Origin of the sequence: Stenotrophomonas sp. a6 (assembly GCF_030913325.1) — a bacterium.
Lineage (GTDB): Bacteria > Pseudomonadota > Gammaproteobacteria > Xanthomonadales > Xanthomonadaceae > Stenotrophomonas > Stenotrophomonas maltophilia.
Genome location: NZ_CP133161.1, coordinates 791,485 through 817,892, shown reverse-complemented (window position 1 = coordinate 817,892; position 26,408 = coordinate 791,485). Strand labels below are relative to the sequence as shown.

Genomic DNA, 26,408 nt, shown 5'->3' with positions numbered 1-26,408 from the left:
TTCCTGTTCTGGTTGCGGGTAGTGCCGGGCCCGCTTCACTGCGGGCCCTGGGTCAAAGCATGCCGGTCTCGAGCCGGGCCGCCTCGGACATCATGTGCTGGTTCCACGGCGGGTCGAACACCAGGTCGACGTCGGCCTCGGCCACCGTCGGGATCATTTCAAGCTTGCTGCGCACGTCGTCGACCAGGATGTCGCCCATCCCACAACCCGGTGCGGTCAGGGTCATCTTCACGTCGATCTCGCGCTGGCCTTCGTCCAGGTGCTTGATCTCGACCTCGTAGACCAGGCCCAGTTCGACGATGTTCACCGGAATTTCCGGGTCGAAGCAGGTGCGCAGCTGCTGCCACACCAGCTGTTCCACCTGTTCATCAGTGGCGTCGGCCGGCAGTTCCAGCGGTGCCGGTGCCTCCTTGCCGATGGCGTCGCCGTCCTTGCCGGCGATGCGGAACAGGTTGCCCTCGACGAACACCGAATAACTGCCGCCCAGCGCCTGGGTGATGTACCCATAGCTGCCGGCGGGCAGGGTCACGGTATCGCCCTGCGGGACCATCACGGCCTCGCAATCGCGCTCGAAGTGGACAGGTTCGCTGCTACGGGAATACATGGGGACCGATATGGGGCCGTGGCCGGGGCCACGCAAGACGGCATTCTAGCCCAGCCGCTCCGGCACCGCCGGTGCACCGCCGCAAACCACAGTATCCTGTGGGTGATCTTCAGGGAGCTTCGATGTCCTCCAATGCCGCGCGTGCCAGGGCCGTGACCTGGCTCTGGCCCATCATGCTGTTGCTGGGCCTGGTTGTTGCTCCCCTTGCCTGGATGGTGCTGGCGCTGATGACCGGCCGGCAGGTCGGCTGGATGGCGGTACTGACCGCCCTGGAACTGGTGTTCATGCTGCGCATGGGTACGCTCGGCCCGGGCCGGCTGCGCATCGTGCTGGTCGTGGTGGGCACCCTGCTGGTGGCCGCCGTGGCCAACTGGACCATCGCCAGCGCCTGGATGGGCGGCTCGATCGGGCTGGACCTGTGGGACGCCACGATGCGGATGGGCCCGCACCTGGCCTGGACCCTGATCACCCTGGCCAATGGCGCGGTGGAGTGGCTGTGGCTGGCCGTGGCCGTGGCCGTAGGCGCCTGGCTGGCGCGCTGAGCGCGCCGGTTGCCACGCCCGCCGGGGACATGCAGGTAGATCCACGCATGCGTGGATGGGATGGTAGTGCCGGCCGCTGGCCGGCAAACGCGTGCGGACCAGGGCCCGCACCCACCCGATGTAGCCGCCACACGTGGATGCGGTAGTGCCGGCCGCTGGCCGGCAAACGCGTGCGGACCAGGGCCCGCACCTACCCGATGCAGCGGCCACGCGTGGATGCGGTAGTGCCGGCCGCTGGCCGGCAAAGGGGTCAAAGCCCATTCCTGCGGAAAGGGATCCGCCCCCGGTCCTCAATGCCCGCCGTCGAGCGCCTTCAACTCGCTGACCAGGGAGGCTGCCGCTTCGGCACCGTCGCCATACAGCATGCGGGTGTTGTCGGCGTAGAACAGCGCATTCTCGATGCCCGCGAAGCCGGTGCCCTTGCCGCGCTTGATCACCACCACGTTGCGCGCATTGACCACGTCCAGCACCGGCATGCCGTAGATCGGGCTGGCCGGATCGGTTCGTGCGACCGGATTGACCACGTCGTTGGCGCCGATCACCAGCACCACGTCGGTGTTGGCGAACTCCGGGTTGATGTCGTCCATGTCCGCGATCAGGTCGTAGGGCACGCCCGCTTCGGCCAGCAGCACGTTCATGTGCCCCGGCATGCGCCCGGCCACCGGGTGGATCGCGAACTTCACCTTCACCCCGCGCTGGCCCAGCCGCTGCGCCAGCTCCCAGATCTTGTGCTGCGCCTGCGCCACGGCCATGCCGTAGCCAGGCACGATCACCACGCGCTCGGCGAAGGCCATCATCGCGGCGACGTCAGCCGCTTCGATCGGCTTCTGCGAGCCGCTGATCGCCTGCGCTTCGCCACCAGCACCACCGCCGAAGTTGGAGAACAGCACGTTGCGGATCGGCCGGTTCATCGCCTTGGCCATCAGACGGGTCAGCAGGATGCCCGCCGCGCCGACCATCATGCCGGCGATGATCAATGCTTCGTTGCCCAGCACGTAACCTTCGAACGACACCGCCAGGCCGGTGAACGCGTTGTACAGCGAGATCACCACCGGCATGTCGGCGCCACCGATCGGCAGCGTCATCAGCACGCCCAGCGTCAGCGCAAGTACGAAGAAGGCAACGATCGCCCAGGTGCTGAGCGTGCTGGCGGCGATGATCGCCAGTACCACCACCGCCAGCGCCACCAGCAGGTTCATCACCTGCTGGCCCGGCCAGGTCACGCGCTTGTCCAGGCGTCCATCCAGCTTGGCCCAGGCGATCACCGAGCCGGACAGCGACACCGCGCCGATCGCTGCGCCGACCACCGCCAGCAGCAGCACCGTGCCCGACGGCTGGCGCGCGGCCAGATCGGCCAGCGCCTGCGCGCTCCAGTGGCTGGTATCGCGGTTGGCAAGGAAAGCGTAGCGCAGCAGCTCCACCGCGCCGATCGCCGCCGCCGAGCCACCGCCCATGCCGTTGTACAGCGCCACCATCTGCGGCATGTCGGTGATGGCAACCTTGCCGGCCGACCACCAGGCCAGGCCCGCGCCGAGCAGCAGCGCCACCAGGATCAGCGGCACGTTGTGCAGTTCGGGAAGGAAGAAAGTGGCCGCCGTGGCCAGCAGCATGCCCAGCCCGGCCCAGCGGATGCCGCTGCGCGCGGTCAGTGGCGAGGCCATGCGCTGCAGGCCCAGCAGGAACAGCGTGGCGGCGACGAGGTAGCTGGCCTTGACCAGCCAGTCGAGCAGTTCGACGGTGCTGATGTTCAAGCCTGCGGCTCCTTCGGCTCGTCCTTGCCGCCCTTGGGCGCGCTCGGCTTGAACATTTCCAGCATGCGCGCGGTAACCACGTAGCCACCGGCGGCATTGCCGGCACCCAGCACCACGGCGAGGAAGCCCAGGGCCTTCTCCAACGGTGTCTGTGCGTGCCCCAGCACCACCATCGCGCCGATCAGCACGATGCCGTGGATGAAATTGGAGCCCGACATCAGCGGGGTATGCAGGATCACCGGCACCCGCGAAATGATCACGTGGCCGGCGATGGCGGCCAGCATGAAGATGTACAGCGCTACGAACCCGTCACTCACTGGCAACGCTCCCGCTCTGTCTTCGTCGGCCCATCATAACCATGGGCTGAACCCGGCGTGCACCCGGCGTCAACCGAAGCGGCGCTCACGCGTTGTCGATGGTGACCCCGAGCGAGGAACCGTACCCTGTGCTGGTGAGCAGCCCCGTCCCCCCGAGCGCCGAGACCGATGCCCTGCCGGCATCGCTGGAAGCGTTCCTGGCCAGCGTCGGCCCGCGCGCGTTCCGCTTCGCCGAGGCCGGCCTGCGCCAGCGCGAAGACGCCATGGACGCGGTGCAGGACGCGCTGCTGCGCATGCTGGACTACGCCGACAAGCCGGCAGCCGAATGGGCGCCGCTGTTCTGGAGCATCCTGCGCCGGCGCGTGATCGACGTGCAGCGCCGGCGCCGCTTCCGCCTGCCGTTCTGGCGCGACAACCAGGACGCGCAAGGCGGCGAGATCGACTGGGCCGATCCCGGCCCGGACCCGGCACAGGCGCATGAACAGCGCCAGCAGTACCAGCAGCTGGTGGACGCGTTGCGCCGCCTGCCCGCCCGCCAGCGCGAGGCCTTCACCCTGCGCGTGCTGCAGGACCTGGACGGGGCCACCACCGCCCGCGCCATGGGCTGCAGCGAAGGCGCGGTAAAAACCCATCTGGCACGCGCCCGGCAGGCGCTGCAGGACTACCTGGAGATCCACCCGTGAACCGCTCCCTGCCTTCCGATGACACCCTGCGCAGCCTGCACGCGCAGTCGCTGCATGCGCTGTCGCCGGCCACACTGGCACGCCTGCGCCAGGCCCGACACGGCGCCAGCGCGACCCGGCACGGGCGCCTGCGCTGGTGGCTGGCCAGCGCCTGTTCACTGGTGGTGGCGCTGGGTATCGGCCTGCAGTTCACTGGCCATGGCACGCTGACGGGCCCCGCGCCGGCACCTGTGCTGGCCTCGGTGGAAGACAACAGCGCGCTCTACGACGAAAATCCCGATCTGTACCTGTGGCTGGGCGATACCGACCTGGCGATGGAGTGAATCATGTCCCGACTGCACACCCTGCCCCTGCTGATGACCCTGTTGCTGCTGCCGGCCCTCCCGGCGCTGGCGCAGAGCGCCGCGCCCGCCCCTGCGGCACGCCCTGCGCGGGCCACGCCGCTGCCGGCCTGGGAACAGTTGAGCGAAGCGCAGCGGGAATCGCTGCTGGCGCCACTGCGCGACCGCTGGAACAGCGCCGATGCCGGCCAGCGCCAGCGCATGCTCTCGCATGGCCAGCGCTGGCAGACGATGAGCCCGGAGGAGCGCGACAAGGCCCGCCGTGGCCTGCGCCGCTTCGAGCACATGAGCCCGGAACAGCGTGAGCAGGCCCGGGCCCTGTTCGGCCAGATGCGGGAACTGCCGCCCGCGCAGCGCGATGCACTGCGCGAGCGCTGGTCGCAGATGACGCCGGAACAACGCAAGGACTGGGTGCGCGACAACCCACCGCCGGCGAAGCCGCGCTGAAACGCCGCGGGGAACGGGGTCAGAGCCCTTTGCTGAGGCAAAGGGATCCGACCCCTGGCAGATTCCGGGAACCAGGGTCAGAGCCCTTTGCCAGAGGCAAAGGGATCTGACCCCATGTCGTTCACGCCTGCCAGCGTGTCTTCGCCAGCAGCTCGTCTTCCCAGTCGAAACCAAGCTGCCCTTCGCGCACGAACAGCGCGACGAAGTTGAGCAGGTTGCGCGCATACATCTCGCTGGCCTGGGTGGCGCCGCGGCTGGCAAGGCCCAGCGGGCCATCGATGGTCACGCCCTGATGCTCGATGCACTGCCCCGGTTGGGTCAGTGCGCAGTTGCCGCCGCTCTCGGCAGCCAGGTCCACGATCACGCTGCCGGTGGCCATGCCCTCCACCATCGCGGCAGTCACGATCGTCGGCGCCGGTCGCCCCGGTACCGCTGCGGTGCAGATCACCACATCCACGCTGCGCAGGTGGTCGGCCAGGCGGCGCTGCTGCTCGGCACGCTCTTCATCGGTCAACGCGCGCGCGTACCCGCCTTCGCCCGCCGCGCTCACCCCCAGGTCGAGGAAGCGCGCGCCCAGCGACTGGATCTGCTCGCGGGTTTCCGGACGCACGTCGAAACCTTCCACCTGTGCACCGAGACGCCGGGCAGTGGCAATGGCCTGCAGCCCCGCCACGCCGGCACCGATCACCAGCACCTTGGCCGGACGCACGGTGCCGGCAGCGGTGGTCAACATCGGGAAGAAACGTGGTGCGCGTTCGGCGGCGATCAGCGCGGCCTTGTAACCGGCCATGCCGGCCTGCGAACTGAGCACGTCCATGGCCTGCGCACGGGTGGTGCGCGGCAGCTGCTGCAGCGGGAACAGGTGCAGGCGGTCATCGGCAGCCAGTGCCGCCAGGCCCGGATCACTGGCCGGGGTCAACAGGCCAACCACGGTGGCACCCGGCTTGAGCTGTTCAAGCACCGCCGCCGGCGGCGCCTGCACGCACAACAGGATGTCGATTTCGGCCCAGCGCCCGGCGTCGAATGCGCGGGCACCGGCGTCGTCATAGGCTGCATCGGTGAAACCTGCGGCCAGACCGGCACCGGCCTCGTACCAGACGGTAATGCCGAGGGCGCCGAGCTTGCGCGCGGTTTCCGGCGTCAGCGCCACGCGCCGTTCGCCCGGCGCGGTCTCCTTGATCCCCAGCAACGCCACGGCCATGCAGGTCCCCGCTGATCGGTGAGTTTTCCCGATCCTAGCAGGCGGCTCCACTCAGTGCAGCGTGGCGCTGCCCGGGTCCAGCCGATCGATCACACCCTGCATCGCGCTGTCGAACGCACCGTCATCCACATGGGCGCGCAGACGTCCCAGCCGCACCATCACCGCCAGTTCCTCCGGCGAGGCCACGCAGAAGCGCACGCCGCGACGGTTGACGAACAGCAGGCGCGAGGAAATCGGGCTGACCCAGGACAGCTTGCCGGCCTGCACCTTGCCGTCCTTGTCGACGAAGTCCAGCCAGTTGCCGATCTCCATGCGACGGAAGCGATCGGCGTCGGCATTGTCGAAATCATCGGCATCGATCTGCCCGCCCAGCTCGACCGCCGGCGATTCGGCCACCGGCGGGGTCGGTAGTGCCACCTGCGGCAGTTCCGGCAGCGCGCGTTGCAGTTCCGGCCGCGATTCGGCAATGCCCTGCAGGGTGTCATGCAGGGCATCGATGGCACCGGTGGCGGCGTCGCCATGCACGCCCACGCTGGCGAACACCTTGGCCAGCACCGGCTGCCAGGCCTGCAGCCACGGCTTGCCGACAATCTGGCGGCGGGCCTCGGCCACTTCCTCCAGCAGCCCGTCGCCCAGGCTCAGCGCTTCGGCCACCGATGCGCCCTCCTCGCCCTCGCGCAGCAGCGCCAGGGTCAGGTGGTGCTGCCATGGCTGGCGCAGGAATTCAGCGATGGCCGGCGGCAGGGTGGCATCACCAATGCGGCGGTCCAGCTCGGCACCGGCACGGGTACGGGCCATTTCCAGCTTTTCCTGGCCACGCTGCGTTTCGGCGGCGCGACGCTCGGCGATTTCCACGCGGCGACGATGCTGCACGAGGAACTCGCGGAATTCTTCTTCCAGGGTCAGGAAGATCGCCAGGTTCTCGTTGAACTCGGCGACCAGGCGCTCGATGATCTCCTCGACCTTGGCCATCAGCATGCGCTCGGCCTGGCTTTCGCCAGTGTTGCCTTCGCAGGCCTCGGCCAGCGAGTTGAGCAGCTTGCGCGCCGGATGGGTCTTCTGCACGAACATGCGGCGGTCGAGCATGGCGACCTTGACGAACGGCACCACCAGGCGGCCGATCAACTCGCGCGAGCGGCCTTCCAGTTCGCGCTCGTCCAGCATCACGTCGAACAGCATGCCCACCAGGTCGATTGCATCCTCGTCCTGCGGGTCCAGCCGGGTCTGGCCCGGGTCGACACCGAGACGGGTGGCGCTGGAAAGCACTTCGCTCTTCAACCGCTGCGCCAACGATTCGCCATCCTCGCCGATCGCTGCACGCAGGGTCGCACTGGGCGTGGCCTGCAGCAGCGACAGCACCGACATCATCTCGCGCTGGCTGAGCGGACGCTGCTGGCCGATCGCCACCTGTGCGGCCGACGTCGCGTCCTCGCGCACGTGGCGGGTCTGCTGCAGCAGTTCGTGCAGCGCCTCCAGCAGCATGCCCTGCTGGCCCGCATGGGCCTCGCCGGTGCCGCTGCCTTCGGCGCCCAGGTGCTGCTGCATGTGGCCACGCCGCTCGGACCAGCGTGCGGCAAAGCGCTGCGCCCAGGCCGGCGCGGCCTGCTCGTCATCACCGAATTCGCCGTCCAGGCCCGAGCCCGGGCGCTGCTCCACCAGGTCATCCAGGCCCGAGGCCATGCGCGGGTCGGGCGCGGCCGATGGCGGACGCCGCGGCGCCCCCATCTGCGACATCACCCCGGCCGCGGCCAGTTGCTCGTCCAGCTTCTCGTAGATGCGACCCACCGGCGCGCGGAGGTCACGCTCGCACAGCTTGATCAGCACCAGGTGCACTTCCGGGGCCAGTTCACAGCCGGCAAAGGCTTCGTGGATGGCCACGCCCAGGTGTTCGGGGCTGATGGGATTATGGTCGGCATCCAGTTCGGCGCCGCCGACCAGACGGCCCAGGCGACGGTCGAGCCGCGCCAGCACCGGCTTGAAGTCACGCAGCAGCACCGTGGCGAAATTGCGCACCGCCAGCCGCGACTCCAGCACGTGCTCGGCCAGCAGGCTCAGGCCATCCTCGGCTGGGCCGGACAGCGTCGATTCGGCCGACATGGGCTCACCACTGGCCAGCGCATCCCAGGCCCGCTGCAGGTGGCCAGAGAAGGCACCGGCAATGTCCTCGCGGCGGCGGCGCAGTTCGCGCATCGCATCCAGGAACAGCAGCTGCGACGAACCGGCATTGCCGGCCCGGTCGAACAGGGCATCGTCGAAGCGCGCCAGTGCCGCGCCAAAGGCCTGGCACAGCGCGGGCAGGACCATGTCCCGGGCACGCTGGAGCTGGGCCGGGTCACGACCCGGCGATCCCATCGGTGTGGGCGCGCTCATCATTCGGGAAGGCTCCCCACCTTCTCTGGTACGACAGACAACGTGGACATCGCGACGACCGGCACACCCCATGTACCGGTACGTCGATGGTAGGCCGGCCAGCCCGTCACGGACAGTGAAACAGTCCTCACTTCAAACCTCATGACCGGCGGCCCGGCAAGGTAGATATCGTAAGCCGTGCAAGGCCTGCGAGGCGAGGGGAAGCGGCCGCCCGTTTCCCGCCAGTGGCATGACGTTCATCACAATTTGGTATTCAAAGGCCAGACGCGACACAGACGGTGTCTTTGACCACCCCGACTATAATCAAACCTTCGTGATGACCGGTTCAGACTCCATGCCCGACCCCGCCGCCCTGCTCGCCCTGGATGCCCGCCGCTCAGTGCCTTCGCGGCAACTGGCCGAGCCCGGCCCGGACCCGGCCACCCTGCAGCGGATGCTGGCTTCGGCAGTGCGCGTGCCCGATCACGGCAAGCGCGTACCGTTCCGCTTCCTGAAGATCGCCGGCGATGCACGTCACACTCTGGGCGACTTCCTGGCCGAGCGCAGCCGCCAACGCGACCCGCATGCGGGCGAGGCCGTGTTCGAGAAGGATCGCCAGCGTTTCAGCCATGCGCCGCTGGTGATCGTGGTGGTGGCCAGCCCGCGCCGGGACCCGAAGGTCCCCGAGCAGGAGCAGCTGATGACCGCCGGCTGCGTCTGCTTCGCCCTGCTGCAGGCCGCACAGGCGCTGGGCTTCGGCGCGCAGTGGCTGACCGCCTGGATGGCCTTCGACCCCGCCGTGCACGCCTACCTGGGCCTGGCCGAGGGCGAAGGCATCGCCGGTTTCATCCATATCGGCACGCCGAAGGCCGCCGTGCCCGAGCGCGAGCGTCCGGACCCTGCCACCCTGCTGCGCGACTGGACGCCTCCGGCATGACCCTGCCGGTACCACCGCCGTCGCTGTACCTGGTCGACGCCAGCATCTATGTGTTCCGCGCGTGGCACTCCCTGCCCGACCAGTTCCAGGACGCGCAGGGCTGGCCGACCAATGCCGTGCACGGCTTCGCCCGCTTCCTGCTGGACCTGCTCGAGCGCGAACGCCCGCGTCACATCGCCATCGCCTTCGACGAAGCGCTGGACAGTGGCTTCCGCCACCGCCTGTACCCCGCCTACAAGGCCAACCGCGACCCGGCGCCGGAGGCGCTCAAGCGCCAGTTCGTGCACTGCAAGGCGTTGTGCGCGGCGTTGGGCCTGGCGGTGCTGGCGCACCACGAGTACGAGGCTGACGACCTGATCGGAAGCGCCCTGCATGTGCATCGTGGCAGCCACCGCGGCGTGATCATCTCCGCCGACAAGGACCTGTCGCAGCTGCTGCTGGATCACGACGAGCAGTGGGACTACGCACGCAACCAGCGCTGGAACGTGGCCGGAGTGAAGGCGCGGCACGGCGTGCACGCGCACCAGATCGCCGACTACCTGGCGCTGTGCGGCGATGCGGTGGACAACATTCCCGGCATCAGTGGCGTCGGCAGCAAGTCCGCCGCCGTGCTGCTGGCCCATTTCGGCAGCATGGATGCGCTGTACGAACGCCTGGACGAAGTGCCGTTCCTGCGCCTGCGCGGCGCCGCCCAGATGGCGGTGCGCCTGCGCGAGCAGCGCGAGCACGCCCAGCTCTGGCGCCAGCTGACCACCATCGCGCTGGACGCGCCACTGGAAGGCAGCCAGCCCGGCCTGCTGCGCCAGGCGGCCGATCCCGAGCTGCTCGGCGGCCTGTGCCAGACCCTGCGCTTCGGCCCGATGACCCGCCGCCGGCTGTTCGATGCCGCCGGCGTGCCCGATATTCTTCCCACCCACAGCGAGCCCGCATGAGCCAGCGCAACACCGAAGCCCCGCGTGTCGTCTATGAAGGCAAGTACCAGCGCATGCTGGTGCGCGGCACCTGGGAATACAGCGAACGTACCCATGCCGGTGGCCTGGCCGCGATCATCATCGCCGTCACCCCGGAGGACAAGGTGCTGTTCGTGGAACAGTTCCGCGTGCCGCTGCAGGCACCCACCATCGAGATGCCGGCCGGCCTGGTCGGGGACATCCACGCCGGCGAATCGATCGAAGTCTCGGCCGTGCGCGAACTGGAAGAAGAAACCGGCTGGACCGCCGATCACGCCGAAGTGCTGCTGATCGGCCCGACCTCTTCCGGCGCCAGCAGCGAAAAAATCGCCTTCGTGCGCGCTACCGGCCTGCGCCGCGTTGGCGAGGGCGGTGGTGACGACAGCGAAGACATCATCGTGCACGAGATTCCGCGCAATGAGGCAGCGGCCTGGCTGGTGCAGAAGATGGGCGAAGGCTACGAGCTGGACGCCAAGCTCTGGGCCGGGCTGTGGATGATCGAGCATCACCTGGACGGACGCCCGCGTGGCTGACGCGGACCTGCATGCGCTGCCGGCGCTGCTCGGCGCCGACGACCCGGCGATCTACACCCTCCACCGGCCGCAGGGCGCTTCGCCCTACCTGCTGCTGGCCGATCACGCCGGCCAGCAGGTGCCGCGTGCCCTCGCAGGCCTGGGCTTGCCGCAGGCCGAACTGGACCGCCATATCGGCTGGGACATCGGCATTGCCGGCACCACCCGCGCACTGGCCGAACGGCTGGATGCCTGGGCCATCGAACAGACCTATTCGCGGCTGCTGATCGACTGCAACCGCCCGCTGGCCTCGCCGACGCTGATTCCGGAGGTGAGCGACCACACCGTGGTGCCGGGCAATGCCGGGCTGTCGGCGGCACAGCGGCAGCAGCGTATCGATGCGATCCACGCGCCCTACCACGCGCGCATCGACGCGGAACTGGATGCGCGCCGAGATGCCGGCCGCCCCACCCTGCTGGTGATGATGCACAGCTTCACTCCGGCGATGAACGGCGCGCAGCGACCGTGGCATGCCGGCGTGCTGTACCACCAGGACACGCGCTTCGCCCATGCCTTGCTGCAGGCACTGCGCGAGGAAGGCGACCTGGTGGTTGGTGACAATGAACCGTATTCGGTGAGCAGCACCAGCGACTACGCAGTGCCGGTGCATGGCGAAGGCCGCGGGCTGGTGCACGTGGAACTGGAAATCCGCCAGGACCTGATTGCCGATGTGGCTGGGCAGCAGGCGTGGGCGGAGCGGCTGGCGCGGATCTTCAGCGCATTGCAGCCGCAGTTGCTGGCGTTCGGTTGAACGCGCGTGGATCCATTCCGGATCGGTAGTGCCGGCCGCTGGCCGGCAACCTCAGGGTAGTTGGATCAATGTGTTTGCCGGCCAGCGGCCGGCACTACCGCAGGCATGGCACACCCCCCCACGGGAGCGCCTTCAATCATGCCTCGCTGACCGGGCAGACGGCGGCGGCCGACTCGACCGGCGCCGGGCGCAGGCCCAGCGCGATCACCACGCCGAGCGCGGCGAACAACGCGGCGCCGTACTGTGCATTGACCATGCCCTGCAGGGCGTCGGCACTGGTTGCTGCCTGCGTGCCGCGCGCGGCGTTGGCCACCATCACCAGCACCGCCAGTCCCAACGCCCCGCCGATCTGCTGGGCGGTGGCCGCCATGCCGGACGCGACGCCTTGCTGCGGACCCGGCACGCCCTGCCCGGCCACGATCCACATCGCCGTCCAGCTCATGCCCTGGCCGATGCTGAGCACCACAATGCCCGGCAGCAGCGGCCAGTAGCTGGCACCGTGCGGCATCGCCAGCGCCACCGCGGCAATGCCGATGGCACCGGCGGCGAAGCCCCAGGCCAGTACCTGCCGTGGCGAACGGCGCCGCAGCATGCGTTCGGCAATACGGATGCCGAAGGTGCACACCAACGTCGGCAGCAGGAAGGCCATGCCGGCCTGCAGCGGGCTCCAGCCATAGCCATCCTGGAAGTAGAGCGCCAGGAAGTAGTACTGCACGCCATAGCTGCTCATGAAGGCGAAGGTCAGGCCGAGTGCCGCACGCAGGCCCGACAGGCGCAACAGCGAAAACTGCATCAGCGGGTCACGGCTGCGTTTTTCGATCTGTACGAACACCGTCAACAGCACGGCTGAAAGCAGCAGGCAGATCAGCGTGGCCGGTGCCGTCCAGCCCCACTCCGGCCCTTGAACCAGGGTAGTGACCAGCAGGCTGCCGCCGGCGGTGACGGTCAGGCAACCGGCCAGATCGAAGGAGCGGCCGCGCACCCTTGGACCATCGGACGGCAACCACGCACCGGCTGCGACCGCGCACGCCGTGGCCAGCGGCACGATCACCGCCAGCACCGCCGGCCAGCCGAACGCCTGGGTCAGCACGCCACCCAGCAGCGTGCCCAGCGCCAGGCCCACCGCGCTGGCCATGCTCCAGATCGCCAGCGCGCGGTTGCGCACCGGGCCTTCGGCGTACAGCGTGTTGATCAGTGCCAGCGTGGCGGGGAACAGCAGGGCCGCACCGACGCCCTGCGCGGCGCGCGCGATGATCAACAAGGTGGCATTCGGCGCCAACGCACCGAGCAGCGACGCCAGTGCGAACAGCAGCATGCCCAGCCGGTAGAAACGGCGACGGCCGATCAGGTCGGCGGCGCGACCACCCAGCAGCAGGCTGCCACCGAACGCCACGGTGTAGGCACTGACCACCCACTGCAGCTGCTGCGCGTTGATCTGCAGCGCGCGGCCCATGTCGTGCAGGGCGACGAAGATGATGGTGGCGTCCAGGGCGATGATCAGCTGCGCGGTGGCCAGCAGGGTCAGCGCCCAGCGTGGATATTTGAGGGGAGGCATCGGCGGATTGAAGCGGTGGGGGGGAGCGCAGTCTCATTGATGCGGACTATTCAATAAACCCCTTGCCACCCATATCTGTCATGATTTTCCGCATGAATGCAGCCTCGATGGACCTCAATGCGGTGCGCATGCTGGTGCAGGTGGCCGAAGCGCGCAGCTTCACGGTGGCCGCCGGCCAACTCGGCCTGAGCCAGTCCGGCCTGTCGCGCGCGATCGGGCGGCTGGAAGCCACGCTGGGGGTAAAGCTGCTGCAGCGGAACACCCGCAACGTGGCGTTGACCCCGGATGGCCGCCAGTTCGTGGAACAGGTGGCACCGCTGCTGGCCGGCCTGGACGATGCCGAGCGGCAACTGGCCGACCGCCCGTGCACGCCCTCGGGTACGTTGAAGATCAGTGCGCCGTCGATGTTCGGGCGCAAGGTGCTGGTGCCGATGCTGGCGCCACTACTGGAACAGCATCCGCAACTGCAGGTGGAAGCCGTGCTCAGCGACCGCCTGGTCGATCTGGTCGAGGAAGGCTTCGATGCCGCGCTGCGCACCGGCGTCATCGCCGACCAGCGCATCGTCGCGCGGCCATTGCGGCCGCTGCGCTGGGTGACGGTGGCCAGCCCCGCGTATCTGGCCCGCTGTGGCGCACCGGACGATGTGGCCGCGCTGCAGGATCACGCCTGCCTGGCGGTGCGCAACCTGCGCAGTGGCCGGCTGGTGGACTGGCAGTTCGTGCAGGACGGGCAACTGCGCGAGTTCACGCCGCCGACGCGGATGGTGTTCGACAGCGGCGATCCGCTGGTGGAAGCGGCCATCGCCGGCATCGGCATCGTGCAGGTGATGGATTTCGCGGTGGCCGATGCGTTGGCCGACGGCCGCCTGCAGCGCGTGCTGCGGCCGTTCGAGGGCCGCAGCCGCGCGCTGTCACTGATTTACCCGCCGTCGCGCCAGCATTCGCCGAAGCTGCAGGTGCTGGCCGACGCGTTGCTGGCCGGGGATTGGTAGCGCCGGCCGCTGGCCGGCGTCTGCAGGAATCCACCCGTTTCAGGTTTGCCGGCCAGCGGCCGGCACTACCAGGTTGTGGTAGATCCACGCCATGCGTGGATGAGGGTTGGTAGCGCCGGGCATCGTCCGGCGCTACCGGTGAGGCGTTGCCGGCCAGCGGCCGGCACTACCGATCAGGCGAAGCTGTCGGTGGCGCGCACCAGCGCGTCCACGTTCTCGGCCTCGAACGCCGAATGGCCCGAGGCCGGGGTGATTTCCAGCTTCGCCTTCGGCCAGACCTTGGTCAGGTCCCAGGCGTTGGCCAGCGGGCAGACCACGTCGTAGCGGCCGTGCACGATCACGCCGGGAATATCGGCGATGCGGTGCGCGTCGCGCAGCAGCTGGTCTTCCACCTCGAAGAAACCGCCGTTGACGAAGTAGTGGTTCTCGATGCGGGCAAAAGCCAGTGCGAAGTGCGGGTCTTCGTGGCTGTTGATGAAGTCATCATCGACATGCAGGAAGCTGGTCGCGCCTTCCCACACCGCCCACGCCTTGGCCGCTTCCAGGCGGGTGGCTTCGTCGTCGCTGGTCAGGCGGCGGTGGAAGGCCGAGATCAGGTCATGGCGCTCCACCGACGGGATCGGCTTGAGGTAGTGCTCCCACGCATCCGGGAACAGGCGGTTGGCGCCTTCCTGGTAGAACCATTCCAGCTCCCAGCGGCGCAGCATGAAGATGCCGCGCAGGACCAGTTCGGTCACGCGCTGCGGATGGGTTTCGGCATAGGCCAGCGCCAGGGTCGAACCCCAGCTGCCACCGAACACCTGCCAGCGATCGACCTTGAGGTGTTCGCGCAGCTTCTCGATATCGGCAACAAGGTCCCAGGTGGTGTTGTCCACCAGATCGGCGTGCGGGGTGGAACGGCCGGCACCGCGCTGGTCGAACAGGATGATGCGGTACTTGGACGGGTCGTGGAACTGGCGCATCTTGTCGCTGCAGCCACCGCCCGGGCCACCGTGCAGCATCACCACCGGCTTGCCGTCCGGGTTGCCGCACTGCTCGAAGTACAGCGTGTGGCGGTCGTCGACCTTCAGGGTGCCGACGTCATAGGGGGTGATGGCGGGGTACAGCGTACGCATGCTTGCAGCTCCAGGGTGATGCCCTGCCGGGGCAGGAGAACCTCCATTCTAGGCCGGACGCCGGCCCAGGGTGATGCGGTCGCGCTGCTCCAGATCCTGCACGGTCTGCACCTCGGCAAACCCCGCCGCGTCGAACAGCGCGCGGATCGCCTCGCCCTGGTCCCAACCGTGCTCGATCAGCAGCCAGCCGCCGGGCAGCAGGTGGGCCTGGCCACCGTCGACGATGCGGCGGATGTCGTCCAGGCCATCCGGACCCGAGGCCAGTGCGGTGGCCGGCTCGAAGCGCAGGTCACCCTGCTCCAGATGCGGATCGTCGCTGGCGATGTACGGCGGGTTGCTGGCAATCAGATCAAAACGCGCGCCCTGCAGCGGCGCATACCAGTCGTGCCCGCCTTCGGCGAAGCGGACGTTGCGCAGATCATGGCGGGCGGCATTGCGCGCGGCCACGGCCAGCGCGCCCGGGCTGGCGTCGGTGGCCAGCACCTGCGCCTGCGGCCGTTCGCTGGCCAGTGCCAGTGCAATCGCACCACTGCCGGTGCCCAGGTCGGCCAGCTGCAGCGACTGGTCTGGCGGCAGGCGCTCCAGCGCCAGCTCGACCAGCAGCTCGGTTTCCGGACGCGGGATCAGCGTGGCCGGGTCGACCTCCAGGTCCAGCGTCCAGAATCCGCGACGGCCGGTCAGGTAGGCCACCGGCTCACCGGCCACGCGGCGGGCCAGCAACGCCTCGAAGGCGGCCTGGTCATTGGCGGCCAGCGGATCGGTGGCATGGGCGAACAGCCAACTGCGCGGGCGGTCCAGTACGTGCAGCAGCAGCAGTTCAGCCTCGTGGCGGGCCTCGATGCCGCCGAGACGGGCACTGGCCTCGGCCACGGTCTGGCGCAGGGAGGGTTCGGTTTGGAAAGACATGCCGCAATTGTAGAGCCGCAGTCGAGCGTGGCTCGACACTGCAAAAAGCTGCAATCCGTTCAGGTTCTGCCGGAGGGAATAAGGAGGGGCTATCGGCCCCTTTCCGCGCCTCCGGGAGATTTCCCTTGTCACACAGCCAGTTGCAGGATGGGAGCGGCAAGGTTCAGTGCCTGCTCATGACCGAATGATAGACTCCATCTATCAAATAGATGCAATCAATGGATTGTTCTTATCGCCAGCGAGTCGGTAACCTAGCTCCTGTCGATTCACCCACTCCCCTTCACCAGAGGAAAAACGATGTCCCTGATCAACACCCAGATCCAGCCGTTCGAAGCCAACGCTTACCACAATGGCGAGTTCATCAAGGTTTCCGACGCCAGCCTGAAGGGCCAGTGGTCCGTCCTGATCTTCATGCCGGCCGCCTTCACCTTCAACTGCCCGACCGAGATCGAAGACGCGGCTGACCATTACGCCGAGTTCAAGAAGGCTGGCGCCGAGGTCTACATCGTCACCACCGATACCCACTTCTCGCACAAGGTGTGGCACGAAACCTCGCCGGCCGTCGGCAAGGCCCAGTTCCCGCTGGTCGGCGACCCGACCCACCAGCTGACCAACGCCTTCGGCGTGCACATTCCGGAAGAAGGCCTGGCCCTGCGTGGCACCTTCATCATCAACCCGGAAGGCGTGATCAAGACCCTGGAGATCCACTCCAACGAGATCGCCCGTGACGTTTCCGAGACCCTGCGCAAGCTGAAGGCTGCCCAGTTCACCGCCGCCAACCCGAACCAGGTCTGCCCTGCCAAGTGGAAGGAAGGCGAGAAGACCCTGACCCCGTCGCTGGACCTGGTCGGCAAGATCTAACGCAGTACCGGCCTTCCGTGGCCCCACGCCACGGCGCGCCCTTCATCCCCATGCCGGTGCCCTACCGGCGTGGGGGTGAACCCAAGACAGCCAACGCTCGCCCGCCTTGGCCAGCCAGCCCCTTCCACGGTCGCTGTCTTGGGTTCACCCCTACCCCCAGCTGGTCCGCTACCTTGTACAGCGGTGCCACGCCCCCTGTTTGCCTGAAGCCAGGAGAAGACCGATGTTGGACGCCAACCTGCAGTCGCAGCTGAAGACCTATCTGGAGCGCGTGACCCGCCCGATCCAGATCACCGCGCACGCCGACGACGGCGCCAAGTCGCAGGAGATGCTGGAACTGCTGCAGACCCTGGAAAGCCTGTCGGACAAGATCTCGCTGCAGGTGCTGCGCGATGGCCAGGGTCGCGTGCCGTCCTTCGACCTGGGCACCCCGGGCCAGGACATCCACCTGACCTTCGCCGGCCTGCCGATGGGCCATGAGTTCACCTCGCTGGTGCTGGCGCTGCTGCAGGTGGGCGGTCATCCGTCCAAGGCCACCGCCGAGCTGATCGAGCAGGTGCAGAACCTGGAAGGCGAGTACAGGTTCGAAACCTACTTCTCGCTGTCCTGCCAGAACTGCCCGGACGTGGTGCAGGCGCTGAACCTGGCGGCGGTGCTCAACCCGCGCATCCAGCACGTGGCCATCGACGGTGCCCTGTTCCAGGACGAAGTCGAGAAGCGCGAGATCATGTCGGTGCCGACCGTGTACCTCAACGGCGAAGTGTTCGACCAGGGCCGCATGACCCTCGAGCAGATCGTGGCCAAGCTGGACACCAATGCCAGCAAGCGCGATGCCGAGAAGATCGCCGCCAAGGACGCCTTCGACGTGCTGGTGGTGGGCGGTGGCCCGGCCGGTGCTGCAGCGGCGATCTACGCCGCACGCAAGGGCATCCGCACCGGCATCGCCGCCGAGCGTTTCGGTGGCCAGGTGCTGGACACCATGGCGATCGAGAACTTCATTTCGGTGAAGGAGACCGAGGGCCCGAAGCTGGCCACGGCACTGGAACAGCACGTGCGCGAGTACGAGGTGGACATCATGAACCTGCAGCGCGCCAGCGCGCTGGTGCCGGCCGGTGAAGACGGTCTGGTGCAGGTGCAGCTGGAGAATGGCGCAGTGCTGAAGTCGCGTTCGGTGATCCTGTCCACCGGCGCACGCTGGCGGCAGATGAACGTGCCGGGCGAAGACCAGTACCGCAACAAGGGCGTGGCCTACTGCCCGCACTGCGACGGCCCGCTGTTCAAGGGCAAGCGCGTGGCGGTGATCGGCGGCGGCAACTCCGGCGTGGAAGCGGCCATCGACCTGGCCGGCATCGTGTCGCATGTAACCCTGCTGGAGTTCGATTCCAGCCTGCGCGCCGATGAAGTGCTGCAGAAGAAGCTGCGCAGCCTGGCCAACGTCACTGTGTTGACCAGCGCCCAGACGACCGAAGTGCTGGGCGACGGCAGCCGTGTCACCGGCCTGGTCTACAAGGACCGCGTCGGCGGCGACGCCCACCGCGTCGAGCTGGAGGGCATCTTCGTGCAGATCGGCCTGCTGCCCAACACCGAGTGGCTGAAGGATGTGGTGGCGTTGTCGCCGCGTGGCGAGGTCGTCATCGACGACCGCGGCCAGACCAACCTGCCGGGTGTGTTCGCTGCTGGCGATTGCACGACGGTACCCTACAAGCAGATCATCATTGCCATGGGCGCAGGTTCGACCGCCGCACTGAGCGCGTTCGACCACCTGATCCGCTCGTCGGTGAGCAACAGCAGCGGTGCCGTTGCTGAAGCGGCCTGATCCACCGTTCCCAGATCACCGGGAACATTGTCTGCCTGTCGGGTAACCACGCCGTCAGCCGGTCCGTTACCCCTGGGGTGTAAGGATGAACCTACGTGATCTGAAGTACCTGGTAGCCCTGGCCGACCACAAGCATTTCGGCCGGGCTGCCGCCTCCTGCTTTGTCAGCCAGCCCACGCTGTCCACGCAGATCCGCAAGCTGGAAGAAGAACTGGGCCTGCCGCTGGTGGAACGCGCACCGCGCAAGGTGATGCTGACCCCGGCCGGCCAGGAAGCGGCGGCACGGGCACGGGTGATCGTGTCCGAAGTGGAGCAGCTGAAGGAAGCGGCGCGACGCAGCCGTGACCCGGAAGCCGGTACGGTGCGCCTGGGGATCTTCCCGACCCTCGGTCCGTACCTGCTGCCGCATGTGATCCCACGCATCCGCGAGCGCTTCCCGGAGCTGGAACTGCTGCTGGTCGAGGAAAAGAGCGACGTGCTGCTGGACCGCCTGCGCGAAGGCAAGCTGGATGCTGCGTTGCTGGCGCTGCCGGTGATCGACGACCAGCTGCATGCCGAGTTCCTGTTCGAGGAACCGTTCCTGCTGGCGGTGTCCGGGCGCCACCCGCTGGCCCGGCGCGAACACCTGGATGTGCAGGAACTGGCCACGCAGAAGCTGCTGCTGCTGGAAGATGGCCACTGCCTGCGCGACCAGGCGCTGGAAGTGTGCCGCCTGTTCGGCGCCAACGAGAAGTCCGAGTTCCGCGCCACCAGCCTGGAGACGCTGCGGCAGATGGTTGCCGCCGATGTCGGCATCACCCTGCTGCCCAGCCTGTCGGTGCAGCCGCCGGTGCCGCGCTCGAACAACATCCGCCTGCTCGACTTCACCGGCGAGGGCCGTCCCAGCCGTCGCATCGCCATGATCTGGCGCCGCAGCTCGGCCATGAACGACTTCCTGATGGAACTGGCCGACCAGTTCAAGCGCCTGCCGCAGGCGCTGTTCACCCTTGATGCGGTGAATGCCACCGGCGAAGCGACCGCCCTGCCCGGCCCCGCCCTGAACGGCTGAACCCCCGCAGCACCGGCCTGGAATCGGCAGGAGTCGATTCCGGCCGCATTTGTCCCCACAATACAGACAGGCGGCGCCAGCAGGTGCCGCCTTTTGCATGGCTTTCAACCAAGGAGCTTCACCATGAGTACCGCCAGCGGCCTGCCGCCGTCGATCACCGTTTCCACCTTCGACATGGACCGCCTGGACGCCATGCTCGAATCCCCTGCGCTGAGCCAGACGCCTGCCGCGCTCGCGCTTGCTGAAGAACTCAACCGGGCCACCGTGCTGGCACCGGACCAGATTCCCGAAGGCATCGTCATGATGCATTCGCGCGTGGAGTGCGAAGATGAAGTGTCGGGCGAGAAGCACGTCCTGACCCTGGTCTTCCCCCGCGAAGCCAACGTCGATGAAGGCAAGGTTTCCGTGCTGGCCCCGGTCGGCAGTGCCCTGCTCGGCCTTTCGATCGGCCAGAGCATCGACTGGAACGCGCCCGGCGGCCGCAAGCTGCGCCTGCGCGTGACCGCGGTCCACAACGACCGCCCCTGATTACCGCTGCGCACCGCGCGCGATTCGATTCCCCTGCACCAGGAGCCGTAATGAGTACCCCGTCCAAACTGTCCCAGCTGCGCGAACTGTCCGTGGTCGTTGCCGATACCGGTGACTACGAGGCGATCAAGCGCCTGCAGCCGGTGGACTGCACCACCAATCCGACCCTGGTGAAGAAAGCGCTGGACCTGCCGGTCTACGCCGAGCTGATCGAACGCGAACTGGCCTGGGGCCGCCAGCAGAGTGGCGACCGCGAAGCCGTGGTGCACGCCGTGGCCGACCGCCTGACCATCGGCGTCGGCGCGCTGCTGAGCACGCTGGTGCCGGGCCGCGTGTCCACCGAAGTGGACGCCGACCAGGCCCACGACACCGCCGCCACCGTGGCCAAGGCCCGCCAGTTCATCCAGATGTACGCCGATGCCGGCGTGCCGCGCGAGAAGATCCTGATCAAGATCGCCGCGACCTGGGAAGGCGTGGAAGCCGCGCGCATCCTGCAGGCCGAGGGCATCGACTGCAACCTGACCCTGATCTTCAACCCGACCCAGGCGCTGGCCTGCAGCGAAGCCGGCGCGTTCCTGATCTCGCCGTTCGTCGGTCGTATCCTCGATTGGTACGTGGCCAACGGCCAGACCCCGGCCACCATCGACGAAGACCCGGGCGTGAAGTTCGTGCGTGGCGTGTATGCCGAATTCAAGCGCCGCGGTTCGCCGACGGTGGTGATGGGTGCCTCGTTCCGTTCGACCGCGCAGATCGAAGCGCTGGCCGGCTGCGACCGCCTGACGATTTCGCCGGACCTGCTGGAGAAGCTGGACGCTGACCACGGCGAGTTGCCGCGCAAGCTGGTGGCCGCTGCAGCGGACGGCGCGGCGGTGACCCCGATCGATGCGGCGAAGTTCGCGGCGGACCTGGCGGCCGATCCGATGGCCACCGAGAAGCTGGCGACCGGCATCGAGGCGTTTGCCAAGGATCTGGAAGCACTGCGCGAGCGGATCCGCGCGGCACTGTGATTCCGGCCAACGGCTGAGCCCCTCGTGGCGGGTCGGTAGAGTCGAGCTTGCTCGACTGACTGCTAGAGCAAAAGCCGCGCTGGGTCGGGCGGGTTGGGTTCGCGGGGGACGCCGTGAACCCGTCCATGGGGGCTTGGCCGCGGCATCCATGCCGCGGACACCCCCGCGAACCCAACCCGCCCGCCCTCTGACAATTTCCTGCGGCCGCCCGCCACGGAAGAAAGAAAGAAGAGCAACAGTGGGTCGCGCGCTTCGCTTGCTCGCAGCCGAGCATGGCTGTGCCGGTCGTCCTGACCGGCACCCTCCGGGCCGTCGCGCAAGCGACGTTGGCAGCGGCTCCTGCCGCTGCCTTCAGCTCTACAGAAAGCACTGCAGGATCAAACAAAAAGGACGCGGCGAACGCCGCGTCCTTTTTGTTTTTCTTCAGTTCGTCAGTAACCAATGCTCTCGCCCACCGTCACCGGAAAACTGTCGAAGGTGGGACGGGTGCAGATGGCGGGACCGTCCACGGCATGGATGCCGTGGCCGAGCCCCCAAGGACGGGTTTACGGCGTGTCCCGCCATCTGCACCCGTCCCGCCAAACTCACAGCAAACCAGAGCCGCTTGGCTTTGGCTTTGGCTTTGGCCTTGGCTTTCAGCCGTTGACGTTGCCCGCCGCAGGCGGACCACCGCGCGTCAGCGCGGCGCCTCCACATCCAACCCGATCGGGCAGCTCACGCCGGTGCCGCCGATGCCGCAGTAGCCGTTCGGATTCTTCGCCAGGTACTGCTGGTGATAGTCCTCGGCGTAGTAGTACGCCGGTGCCGGGTACACGATCTCGGTGGTGATCGGGCCGTAGCCGGCCGCATCCAGCTGCGCCTGGTAGGCCTCGCGGCTGGCCAGCGCGGCCTTGTACTGCGCCTCGTCGGTAGCGTGGATCGCCGAGCGGTACTGGGTGCCGGTGTCGTTGCCCTGGCGCATGCCCTGGGTCGGGTCGTGGCTCTCCCAGAACAGCTGCAGCAGGCGCTCCAGGCTCACCACCGCCGGGTCGAACACCACCTGCACCACTTCGGTGTGGCCGGTCAGGCCCGAACAGACCTCTTCATAGGTCGGGTTCGGGGTGATGCCCCCGGCATAGCCCACCGAGGTGCTGTACACGCCCGGTTCGGTCCAGAACTTGCGCTCGGCGCCCCAGAAGCAGCCCAGCGCGAAACGGATCTGCTGCAGGCCGGCAAAACGGTCCTTCAGCGGATGGCTGTTCACGAAGTGCTGGTTGCTGTGCAGCGGCAGCGGCTGGTCACGCCCCGGCAGCGCCTCTTCCGGGCGTGGCAGGCGCTGCTTGAAGGCGCCGATGCCGAGGATGCCCTGGCCAATTCCCAACATGATGCGCTCCTACGCCGGAAGTCCGGCTATGTCGTCTGCATCTGAAATGGGGGCGTCCGGCGCGTGGCCCAAGTCCAGCGCCGCCACGATGTCCTCGGCCTGCGGGCGTGCCGCATCGGGGATTCCCACCCGCAGCACACCGAACAGCGGCAGCTCGCCCATGCCGCCCAGCAGCTGCTCGCCAAACACGAAGGCCGGGATGCCGGCATCTTCCAGCGCGTGCTTGACCAGGTGGGCGTCGAACAGGTTGTCGGCCTTGTACACGATGTGCATGCGGCGGCTCCGTGGGACAGGGTTCCAGCATACGCCCGGGGGCTGAATGGTGGTGGTGACGGCGCATGACCGTTCTGCCGGCCAGCGGCCGGCACTACCCACCCACCTTCCGGTAGCGCCGGCAGCGGGCCGGCGGAAGGTGGACCGCCGTGCAGTTGGGTAGTGCCGGCCGCGGGCCGGCATCCCCACACCCCACCGGGCAGCCCTGCCCCGTACGCGCTAGACTGTTGGTCTTTCTGCCCTTTTTCGCCCCAGACTCATGTCCGAGCACACCCCCGCCAGCCCCGAGACCCCCGCCGACAGCCACGAGAAGCGCGATTTCATCCGCCAGATCGTGCGCGAGGACCTGGCCAGCGGAAAGCACCAGGCGATCAAGACCCGCTTCCCGCCGGAGCCGAACGGCTACCTGCACATCGGCCATGCCAAGTCGATCTGCCTGAACTTCGGCATCGCCGGCGAATTCAGCGGCGTCTGCAACCTGCGCTTCGACGACACCAACCCGGCCAAGGAAGACCCGGAATACGTGGCCGCGATCCAGGACGACGTGCGCTGGCTGGGCTTCGAGTGGAACGAGCTGCGCCATGCTTCGGACTACTTCCAGGCCTACTACCTGGCCGCCGAGAAGCTGATCGAAAAGGGCAAGGCCTATGTCTGCGACCTGTCGGCCGAGGAAGTGCGCGCCTACCGCGGCACCCTGACCGAGCCGGGCCGCCCGTCGCCGTGGCGCGACCGCAGCGTCGAGGAAAACCTCGATCTGTTCCGCCGCATGCGTGCCGGTGAGTTCCCGGATGGCGCGCGCACCCTGCGCGCGAAGATCGACATGGCCAGCGGCAACATCAACCTGCGCGATCCGGCGCTGTACCGCATCAAGCACGTCGAGCACCAGAACACCGGCAACGCGTGGCCGATCTACCCGATGTACGACTTCGCCCACGCGCTGGGTGATTCGATCGAGGGCATCACCCACTCGCTGTGCACGCTGGAGTTCGAAGACCACCGCCCGCTGTACGACTGGTGCGTGGACAACGTCGATTTCGCCCATGACGATGCGCTGACCCAGCCGCTGGTCGATGCCGGCCTGCCGCGCGAAGCCGCCAAGCCGCGCCAGATCGAGTTCTCGCGCCTGAACATCAACTACACGGTGATGAGCAAGCGCAAGCTGATGGCGCTGGTCACCGAGCAGCTGGTGGACGGCTGGGAAGACCCGCGCATGCCGACCCTGCAGGGCCTGCGTCGCCGTGGCTACACCCCGGCCGCGATGCGCCTGTTCGCCGAGCGCGTGGGCATCAGCAAGCAGAACTCGCTGATCGACTTCAGCGTGCTGGAAGGCGCGTTGCGCGAAGACCTGGACAGTGCAGCGCCGCGCCGCATGGCAGTGATCGATCCGGTCAAGCTGGTGCTGACCAACCTGCCGGAAGGCCATGAAGAACAGCTGACCTTCAGCAACCACCCGAAGGACGAGAGCTTCGGCAGCCGCGAAGTGCCGTTCGCACGCGAAGTGTGGATCGACCGCGAGGACTTCGCCGAAGTGCCGCCGAAGGGCTGGAAGCGCCTGGTGCCGGGTGGCGAAGTGCGCCTGCGCGGCGCCGGCATCATCCGCTGCGACGAAGTGATCAAGGATGCCGACGGCACCATCACCGAGCTGCGCGGCTGGCTGGATCCGGAATCGCGTCCGGGCATGGAAGGCGCCAACCGCAAGGTCAAGGGCACCATCCACTGGGTCAGCGCCGTGCATGGCGTGCCGGCCGAGATCCGCCTGTACGACCGCCTGTTCTCGGTGCCGAACCCGGATGATGAATCGGAAGGCAAGACCTACCGCGATTACCTCAATCCGGAATCGCGCCGCACCGTCACCGGCTATGTCGAGCCGGCCGCGGCCAGCGCCGCGCCGGAGCAGTCGTTCCAGTTCGAACGTACCGGCTACTTCGTCGCCGACCGCCGCGACCACACCGAAGCCAAGCCGGTGTTCAACCGCAGCGTGACCCTGCGCGATACCTGGTCGGCCTGAGGACCTGCGCGGGCGCCAGCACGGCGCCCGCACACCATCGACAATGATCACCGCCCTCTCCGTCCTGTTCTGGTTCATCTCGCAGCATCCGCTGCTGACGTTCTTTGCAGCGATGGTGCTGGCCGGGCTGGTCTCGTGGTGGCGGCGCTTTCCGGGCTACGCCATCGTGGTGTTCCCGCTGGCGATGCTCAACATGTTCCTCGGCCACTTCCTCAACGCCACCTTCCTCAACGTGGTGGGCGAGCGTGGTGAAGCGGTGATCGTCAAGGCCGAGCGAACCAGCTCCACGCTCAACGAGCAGTACATCTGGCGCTACGAAGGGGTGCTGCGTACCGCCGAGGGCCGCGACGTGGACGTGGTGTTCCACACCAACACCGCTTCGCTGTGGCCGCTGGAAAACGCCATCCGTATCCCGGCGCGCGACCAGCCGTTCGTGGTCAAGTACACGCCGGGCTTCCCACGCAACTTCGTCATCCTCACCAATGAATCCCCGCACGGCGTCGCCCAGGCCCGGGCCAGCGCGCGCGAGCGGGTGGAGGTGGCGGCACGCAAGCTGCATTTCAGCCCGGGCAATGCCGATTTCCGCGCGGACTATCGCCGCGAGCTGGAAAGCTGGCTGCGCGACCACGGCAACGATCCGCAGCAGCAATCCGACGCGCAGCGATATCGCGCCGAACTCGACGCGCTCGACCGCTAGATGCCCAGGCCCTGCCTGGATGTTCCACCCCATCCACCCCACAGGCCTGACATGACCACGACCTCCGCCGCTCTCCTCCCGCTGCTGCAGCAGGTCCTTCAGGACGCGGGCGTCGCCAGCCACGTCGACGGCAACGCGCTGCTGCTGGACAGCGGCCTGCGCCTGACCCCGCATGCAATGGCCGCACACGCGCGCGACAACGGTGGTTGGCAGACCTCCACCGTCATCGAAAGCCAGCATCCGCAGTTGTTCGCCGATGGCCTGTTCGAGTACCAGCACGCAAATGGTGCCGATGAGCAGGCATCGCTGTTGTCCGGCTTCCAGGCCTGGGCCCGGGTGGACCTGGTGACCCTGCAGACCGCGATCGGCGCCCAAGACGCACAGGGCCTGCCGATGATGGGCCTGACCTATCCGGCCGGTGACAATGGCGAGGAACACGAGCGCACTGTAGTGCTGGGGCCGTTGGCGCACTACCGTGCACAGGAAGTGGATGCCTCCACCTGCAGCGAAGACGATCATGGATCCTGCCCTTGCTGCCTGTTCACCCGCAGCATGGAGGCCTTCGACGAGCTGCTGAAAGCCCGCCAATTCCTCGCCATCCGCCTGTTCGCCTCGCGCGATGCCGACGGCCTGTGCGAGGCCGATTGCCGGGTCAACGGCCACGACTTCGCCGCCGCCCTGCCCCTGCTGCGCGCCTACGCGGCCAGCTGGCCGCAGGCCGGGCTGGAGTTCCGCAAGCAGTACGTGGTGATCCGCACCGGCTCGCCAGGCTGACCCACGCCCACACCCGATAC

General features: G+C 67.8%; 27 protein-coding genes. 17 read left to right on the top strand and 10 right to left on the bottom strand.

The features are described from left to right. Positions 1–52: 52 nt before the first annotated feature. Positions 53–604 carry a putative Fe-S cluster assembly protein SufT gene (sufT, locus tag Q9Q79_RS03710; RefSeq protein WP_012479222.1) on the bottom strand — a complete coding sequence of 184 codons (552 nt, stop codon included), beginning with the start codon at positions 602–604 and terminating at the stop codon, positions 53–55. Between the two features lie 122 nt (positions 605–726). Between sufT and Q9Q79_RS03705 the strand changes: the two genes are divergently transcribed. Next, positions 727–1,146: a hypothetical protein gene (locus Q9Q79_RS03705; RefSeq protein ID WP_012479221.1), complete on the top strand. Its 420-nt coding sequence runs from the start codon at positions 727–729 to the stop codon at positions 1,144–1,146. Positions 1,147–1,436: 290 nt separating this feature from the next. Here Q9Q79_RS03705 and Q9Q79_RS03700 read toward each other — a convergent pair whose 3' ends face one another. Both Q9Q79_RS03700 and Q9Q79_RS03695 read right to left on the bottom strand, forming a co-directional pair. Next, complete coding sequence (locus Q9Q79_RS03700; RefSeq protein ID WP_012479220.1) at positions 1,437–2,897, bottom strand: NAD(P)(+) transhydrogenase (Re/Si-specific) subunit beta; 1,461 nt, start codon at positions 2,895–2,897, stop codon at positions 1,437–1,439. After that, the gene (locus Q9Q79_RS03695; protein WP_005408173.1) at positions 2,894–3,214 is read right to left on the bottom strand and encodes an NAD(P) transhydrogenase subunit alpha; all 321 of its coding nucleotides are present in this window, start codon (positions 3,212–3,214) and stop codon (positions 2,894–2,896) included. Before Q9Q79_RS03695 ends, Q9Q79_RS03700 begins: the two co-directional genes overlap by 4 nt. A gap of 98 nt (positions 3,215–3,312) precedes the next feature. Between Q9Q79_RS03695 and Q9Q79_RS03690 the strand changes: the two genes are divergently transcribed. The 3 genes from Q9Q79_RS03690 to Q9Q79_RS03680 are packed head-to-tail and all read left to right on the top strand — an operon-like array spanning position 3,313 to position 4,685. Next, entirely contained in the window at positions 3,313–3,897 is a 585-nt protein-coding gene (locus Q9Q79_RS03690; RefSeq protein ID WP_077684483.1) for an RNA polymerase sigma factor, read from the top strand. After that, a complete protein-coding gene (locus tag Q9Q79_RS03685; RefSeq protein ID WP_012479218.1) occupies positions 3,894–4,220 on the top strand; it encodes a hypothetical protein in 327 nt (108 codons plus the stop codon). The genes Q9Q79_RS03690 and Q9Q79_RS03685 overlap by 4 nt, the downstream gene beginning before the upstream one ends. Positions 4,221–4,223: 3 nt before the next feature. Beyond that, complete coding sequence (locus tag Q9Q79_RS03680) at positions 4,224–4,685, top strand: DUF3106 domain-containing protein (RefSeq protein ID WP_062607742.1); 462 nt, start codon at positions 4,224–4,226, stop codon at positions 4,683–4,685. 121 nt (positions 4,686–4,806) lie between these two features. Here Q9Q79_RS03680 and Q9Q79_RS03675 read toward each other — a convergent pair whose 3' ends face one another. Together Q9Q79_RS03675 and Q9Q79_RS03670 are read right to left on the bottom strand one after the other, a co-directional pair. After that, positions 4,807–5,886, bottom strand: coding sequence for an NAD(P) transhydrogenase subunit alpha (locus Q9Q79_RS03675; protein WP_012479216.1), 1,080 nt, complete (start codon positions 5,884–5,886; stop codon positions 4,807–4,809). Positions 5,887–5,937: 51 nt separating this feature from the next. Continuing rightward, positions 5,938–8,259: a DUF1631 domain-containing protein gene (locus Q9Q79_RS03670; protein ID WP_012479215.1), complete on the bottom strand. Its 2,322-nt coding sequence runs from the start codon at positions 8,257–8,259 to the stop codon at positions 5,938–5,940. Positions 8,260–8,590: 331 nt separating this feature from the next. Between Q9Q79_RS03670 and Q9Q79_RS03665 the strand changes: the two genes are divergently transcribed. From Q9Q79_RS03665 to Q9Q79_RS03650, 4 genes are read left to right on the top strand one after another with little or no spacing between them, the layout of a single operon-like run. Continuing rightward, on the top strand, positions 8,591–9,172 hold the full coding sequence (locus Q9Q79_RS03665; protein ID WP_099530779.1) for a nitroreductase: 582 nt from the start codon (positions 8,591–8,593) through the stop codon (positions 9,170–9,172). Beyond that, the gene (locus Q9Q79_RS03660) at positions 9,169–10,104 is read left to right on the top strand and encodes a 5'-3' exonuclease H3TH domain-containing protein (RefSeq protein ID WP_005408166.1); all 936 of its coding nucleotides are present in this window, start codon (positions 9,169–9,171) and stop codon (positions 10,102–10,104) included. The genes Q9Q79_RS03665 and Q9Q79_RS03660 overlap by 4 nt, the downstream gene beginning before the upstream one ends. Beyond that, positions 10,101–10,655 (top strand): NUDIX hydrolase, encoded by a 555-nt coding sequence (locus Q9Q79_RS03655; protein ID WP_043033780.1) that lies wholly within the window; start codon positions 10,101–10,103, stop codon positions 10,653–10,655. The genes Q9Q79_RS03660 and Q9Q79_RS03655 overlap by 4 nt, the downstream gene beginning before the upstream one ends. Continuing rightward, positions 10,648–11,445 (top strand): N-formylglutamate amidohydrolase, encoded by a 798-nt coding sequence (locus tag Q9Q79_RS03650; RefSeq protein WP_111196671.1) that lies wholly within the window; start codon positions 10,648–10,650, stop codon positions 11,443–11,445. Before Q9Q79_RS03655 ends, Q9Q79_RS03650 begins: the two co-directional genes overlap by 8 nt. Before the next feature lie 136 nt (positions 11,446–11,581). Here the strand turns inward: Q9Q79_RS03650 and Q9Q79_RS03645 are convergent, their stop codons facing one another. Then, entirely contained in the window at positions 11,582–13,000 is a 1,419-nt protein-coding gene (locus tag Q9Q79_RS03645; RefSeq protein ID WP_059033197.1) for an MFS transporter, read from the bottom strand. Between the two features lie 107 nt (positions 13,001–13,107). On the opposite strand from Q9Q79_RS03645, the gene Q9Q79_RS03640 reads away from it, so the two are divergent. Next, positions 13,108–13,992 (top strand): LysR family transcriptional regulator, encoded by an 885-nt coding sequence (locus Q9Q79_RS03640; protein WP_201863999.1) that lies wholly within the window; start codon positions 13,108–13,110, stop codon positions 13,990–13,992. A 173-nt stretch (positions 13,993–14,165) separates the two neighbouring features. Here Q9Q79_RS03640 and pip read toward each other — a convergent pair whose 3' ends face one another. Together pip and prmC are read right to left on the bottom strand one after the other, a co-directional pair. Further along, positions 14,166–15,107, bottom strand: coding sequence for a prolyl aminopeptidase (gene pip, locus Q9Q79_RS03635; protein WP_005408161.1), 942 nt, complete (start codon positions 15,105–15,107; stop codon positions 14,166–14,168). Positions 15,108–15,155: 48 nt separating this feature from the next. Further along, positions 15,156–16,013 carry a peptide chain release factor N(5)-glutamine methyltransferase gene (prmC, locus tag Q9Q79_RS03630; protein WP_201863976.1) on the bottom strand — a complete coding sequence of 286 codons (858 nt, stop codon included), beginning with the start codon at positions 16,011–16,013 and terminating at the stop codon, positions 15,156–15,158. A gap of 297 nt (positions 16,014–16,310) precedes the next feature. Between prmC and ahpC the strand changes: the two genes are divergently transcribed. The 5 genes from ahpC to Q9Q79_RS03605 all read left to right on the top strand — a co-directional run bounded on the left by ahpC (position 16,311) and on the right by Q9Q79_RS03605 (position 21,273). Further along, positions 16,311–16,874, top strand: a complete 564-nt coding sequence (gene ahpC, locus Q9Q79_RS03625; RefSeq protein ID WP_005408159.1) for an alkyl hydroperoxide reductase subunit C — start codon at positions 16,311–16,313, stop codon at positions 16,872–16,874. 223 nt (positions 16,875–17,097) lie between these two features. Next, a complete protein-coding gene (ahpF, locus tag Q9Q79_RS03620) occupies positions 17,098–18,690 on the top strand; it encodes an alkyl hydroperoxide reductase subunit F (protein ID WP_005408158.1) in 1,593 nt (530 codons plus the stop codon). 85 nt (positions 18,691–18,775) lie between these two features. After that, positions 18,776–19,738 carry a LysR substrate-binding domain-containing protein gene (locus tag Q9Q79_RS03615; RefSeq protein WP_005412310.1) on the top strand — a complete coding sequence of 321 codons (963 nt, stop codon included), beginning with the start codon at positions 18,776–18,778 and terminating at the stop codon, positions 19,736–19,738. A gap of 123 nt (positions 19,739–19,861) precedes the next feature. Continuing rightward, positions 19,862–20,266, top strand: a complete 405-nt coding sequence (gene rnk, locus Q9Q79_RS03610; RefSeq protein ID WP_005408156.1) for a nucleoside diphosphate kinase regulator — start codon at positions 19,862–19,864, stop codon at positions 20,264–20,266. A 50-nt stretch (positions 20,267–20,316) separates the two neighbouring features. Then, a complete protein-coding gene (locus tag Q9Q79_RS03605; RefSeq protein ID WP_049450146.1) occupies positions 20,317–21,273 on the top strand; it encodes a transaldolase in 957 nt (318 codons plus the stop codon). A gap of 676 nt (positions 21,274–21,949) precedes the next feature. On the opposite strand, the gene msrA is transcribed toward Q9Q79_RS03605, so the two are convergent. Further along, entirely contained in the window at positions 21,950–22,615 is a 666-nt protein-coding gene (gene msrA / locus Q9Q79_RS03600; RefSeq protein ID WP_049418682.1) for a peptide-methionine (S)-S-oxide reductase MsrA, read from the bottom strand. A gap of 30 nt (positions 22,616–22,645) precedes the next feature. Next, positions 22,646–22,909, bottom strand: coding sequence for a DUF2007 domain-containing protein (locus Q9Q79_RS03595; protein WP_005408153.1), 264 nt, complete (start codon positions 22,907–22,909; stop codon positions 22,646–22,648). Between the two features lie 259 nt (positions 22,910–23,168). On the opposite strand from Q9Q79_RS03595, the gene Q9Q79_RS03590 reads away from it, so the two are divergent. Genes Q9Q79_RS03590 through Q9Q79_RS03580 form a run of 3 tightly spaced genes read left to right on the top strand, consistent with a single transcriptional unit; the run spans position 23,169 to position 26,388 of the window. Continuing rightward, entirely contained in the window at positions 23,169–24,917 is a 1,749-nt protein-coding gene (locus Q9Q79_RS03590; protein WP_060380611.1) for a glutamine--tRNA ligase/YqeY domain fusion protein, read from the top strand. 43 nt (positions 24,918–24,960) lie between these two features. After that, complete coding sequence (locus Q9Q79_RS03585; RefSeq protein WP_012479203.1) at positions 24,961–25,614, top strand: membrane protein; 654 nt, start codon at positions 24,961–24,963, stop codon at positions 25,612–25,614. Between the two features lie 51 nt (positions 25,615–25,665). After that, entirely contained in the window at positions 25,666–26,388 is a 723-nt protein-coding gene (locus Q9Q79_RS03580) for a DUF6348 family protein (RefSeq protein ID WP_033834175.1), read from the top strand. The last annotated feature ends 20 nt before the right edge of the window (positions 26,389–26,408 follow it).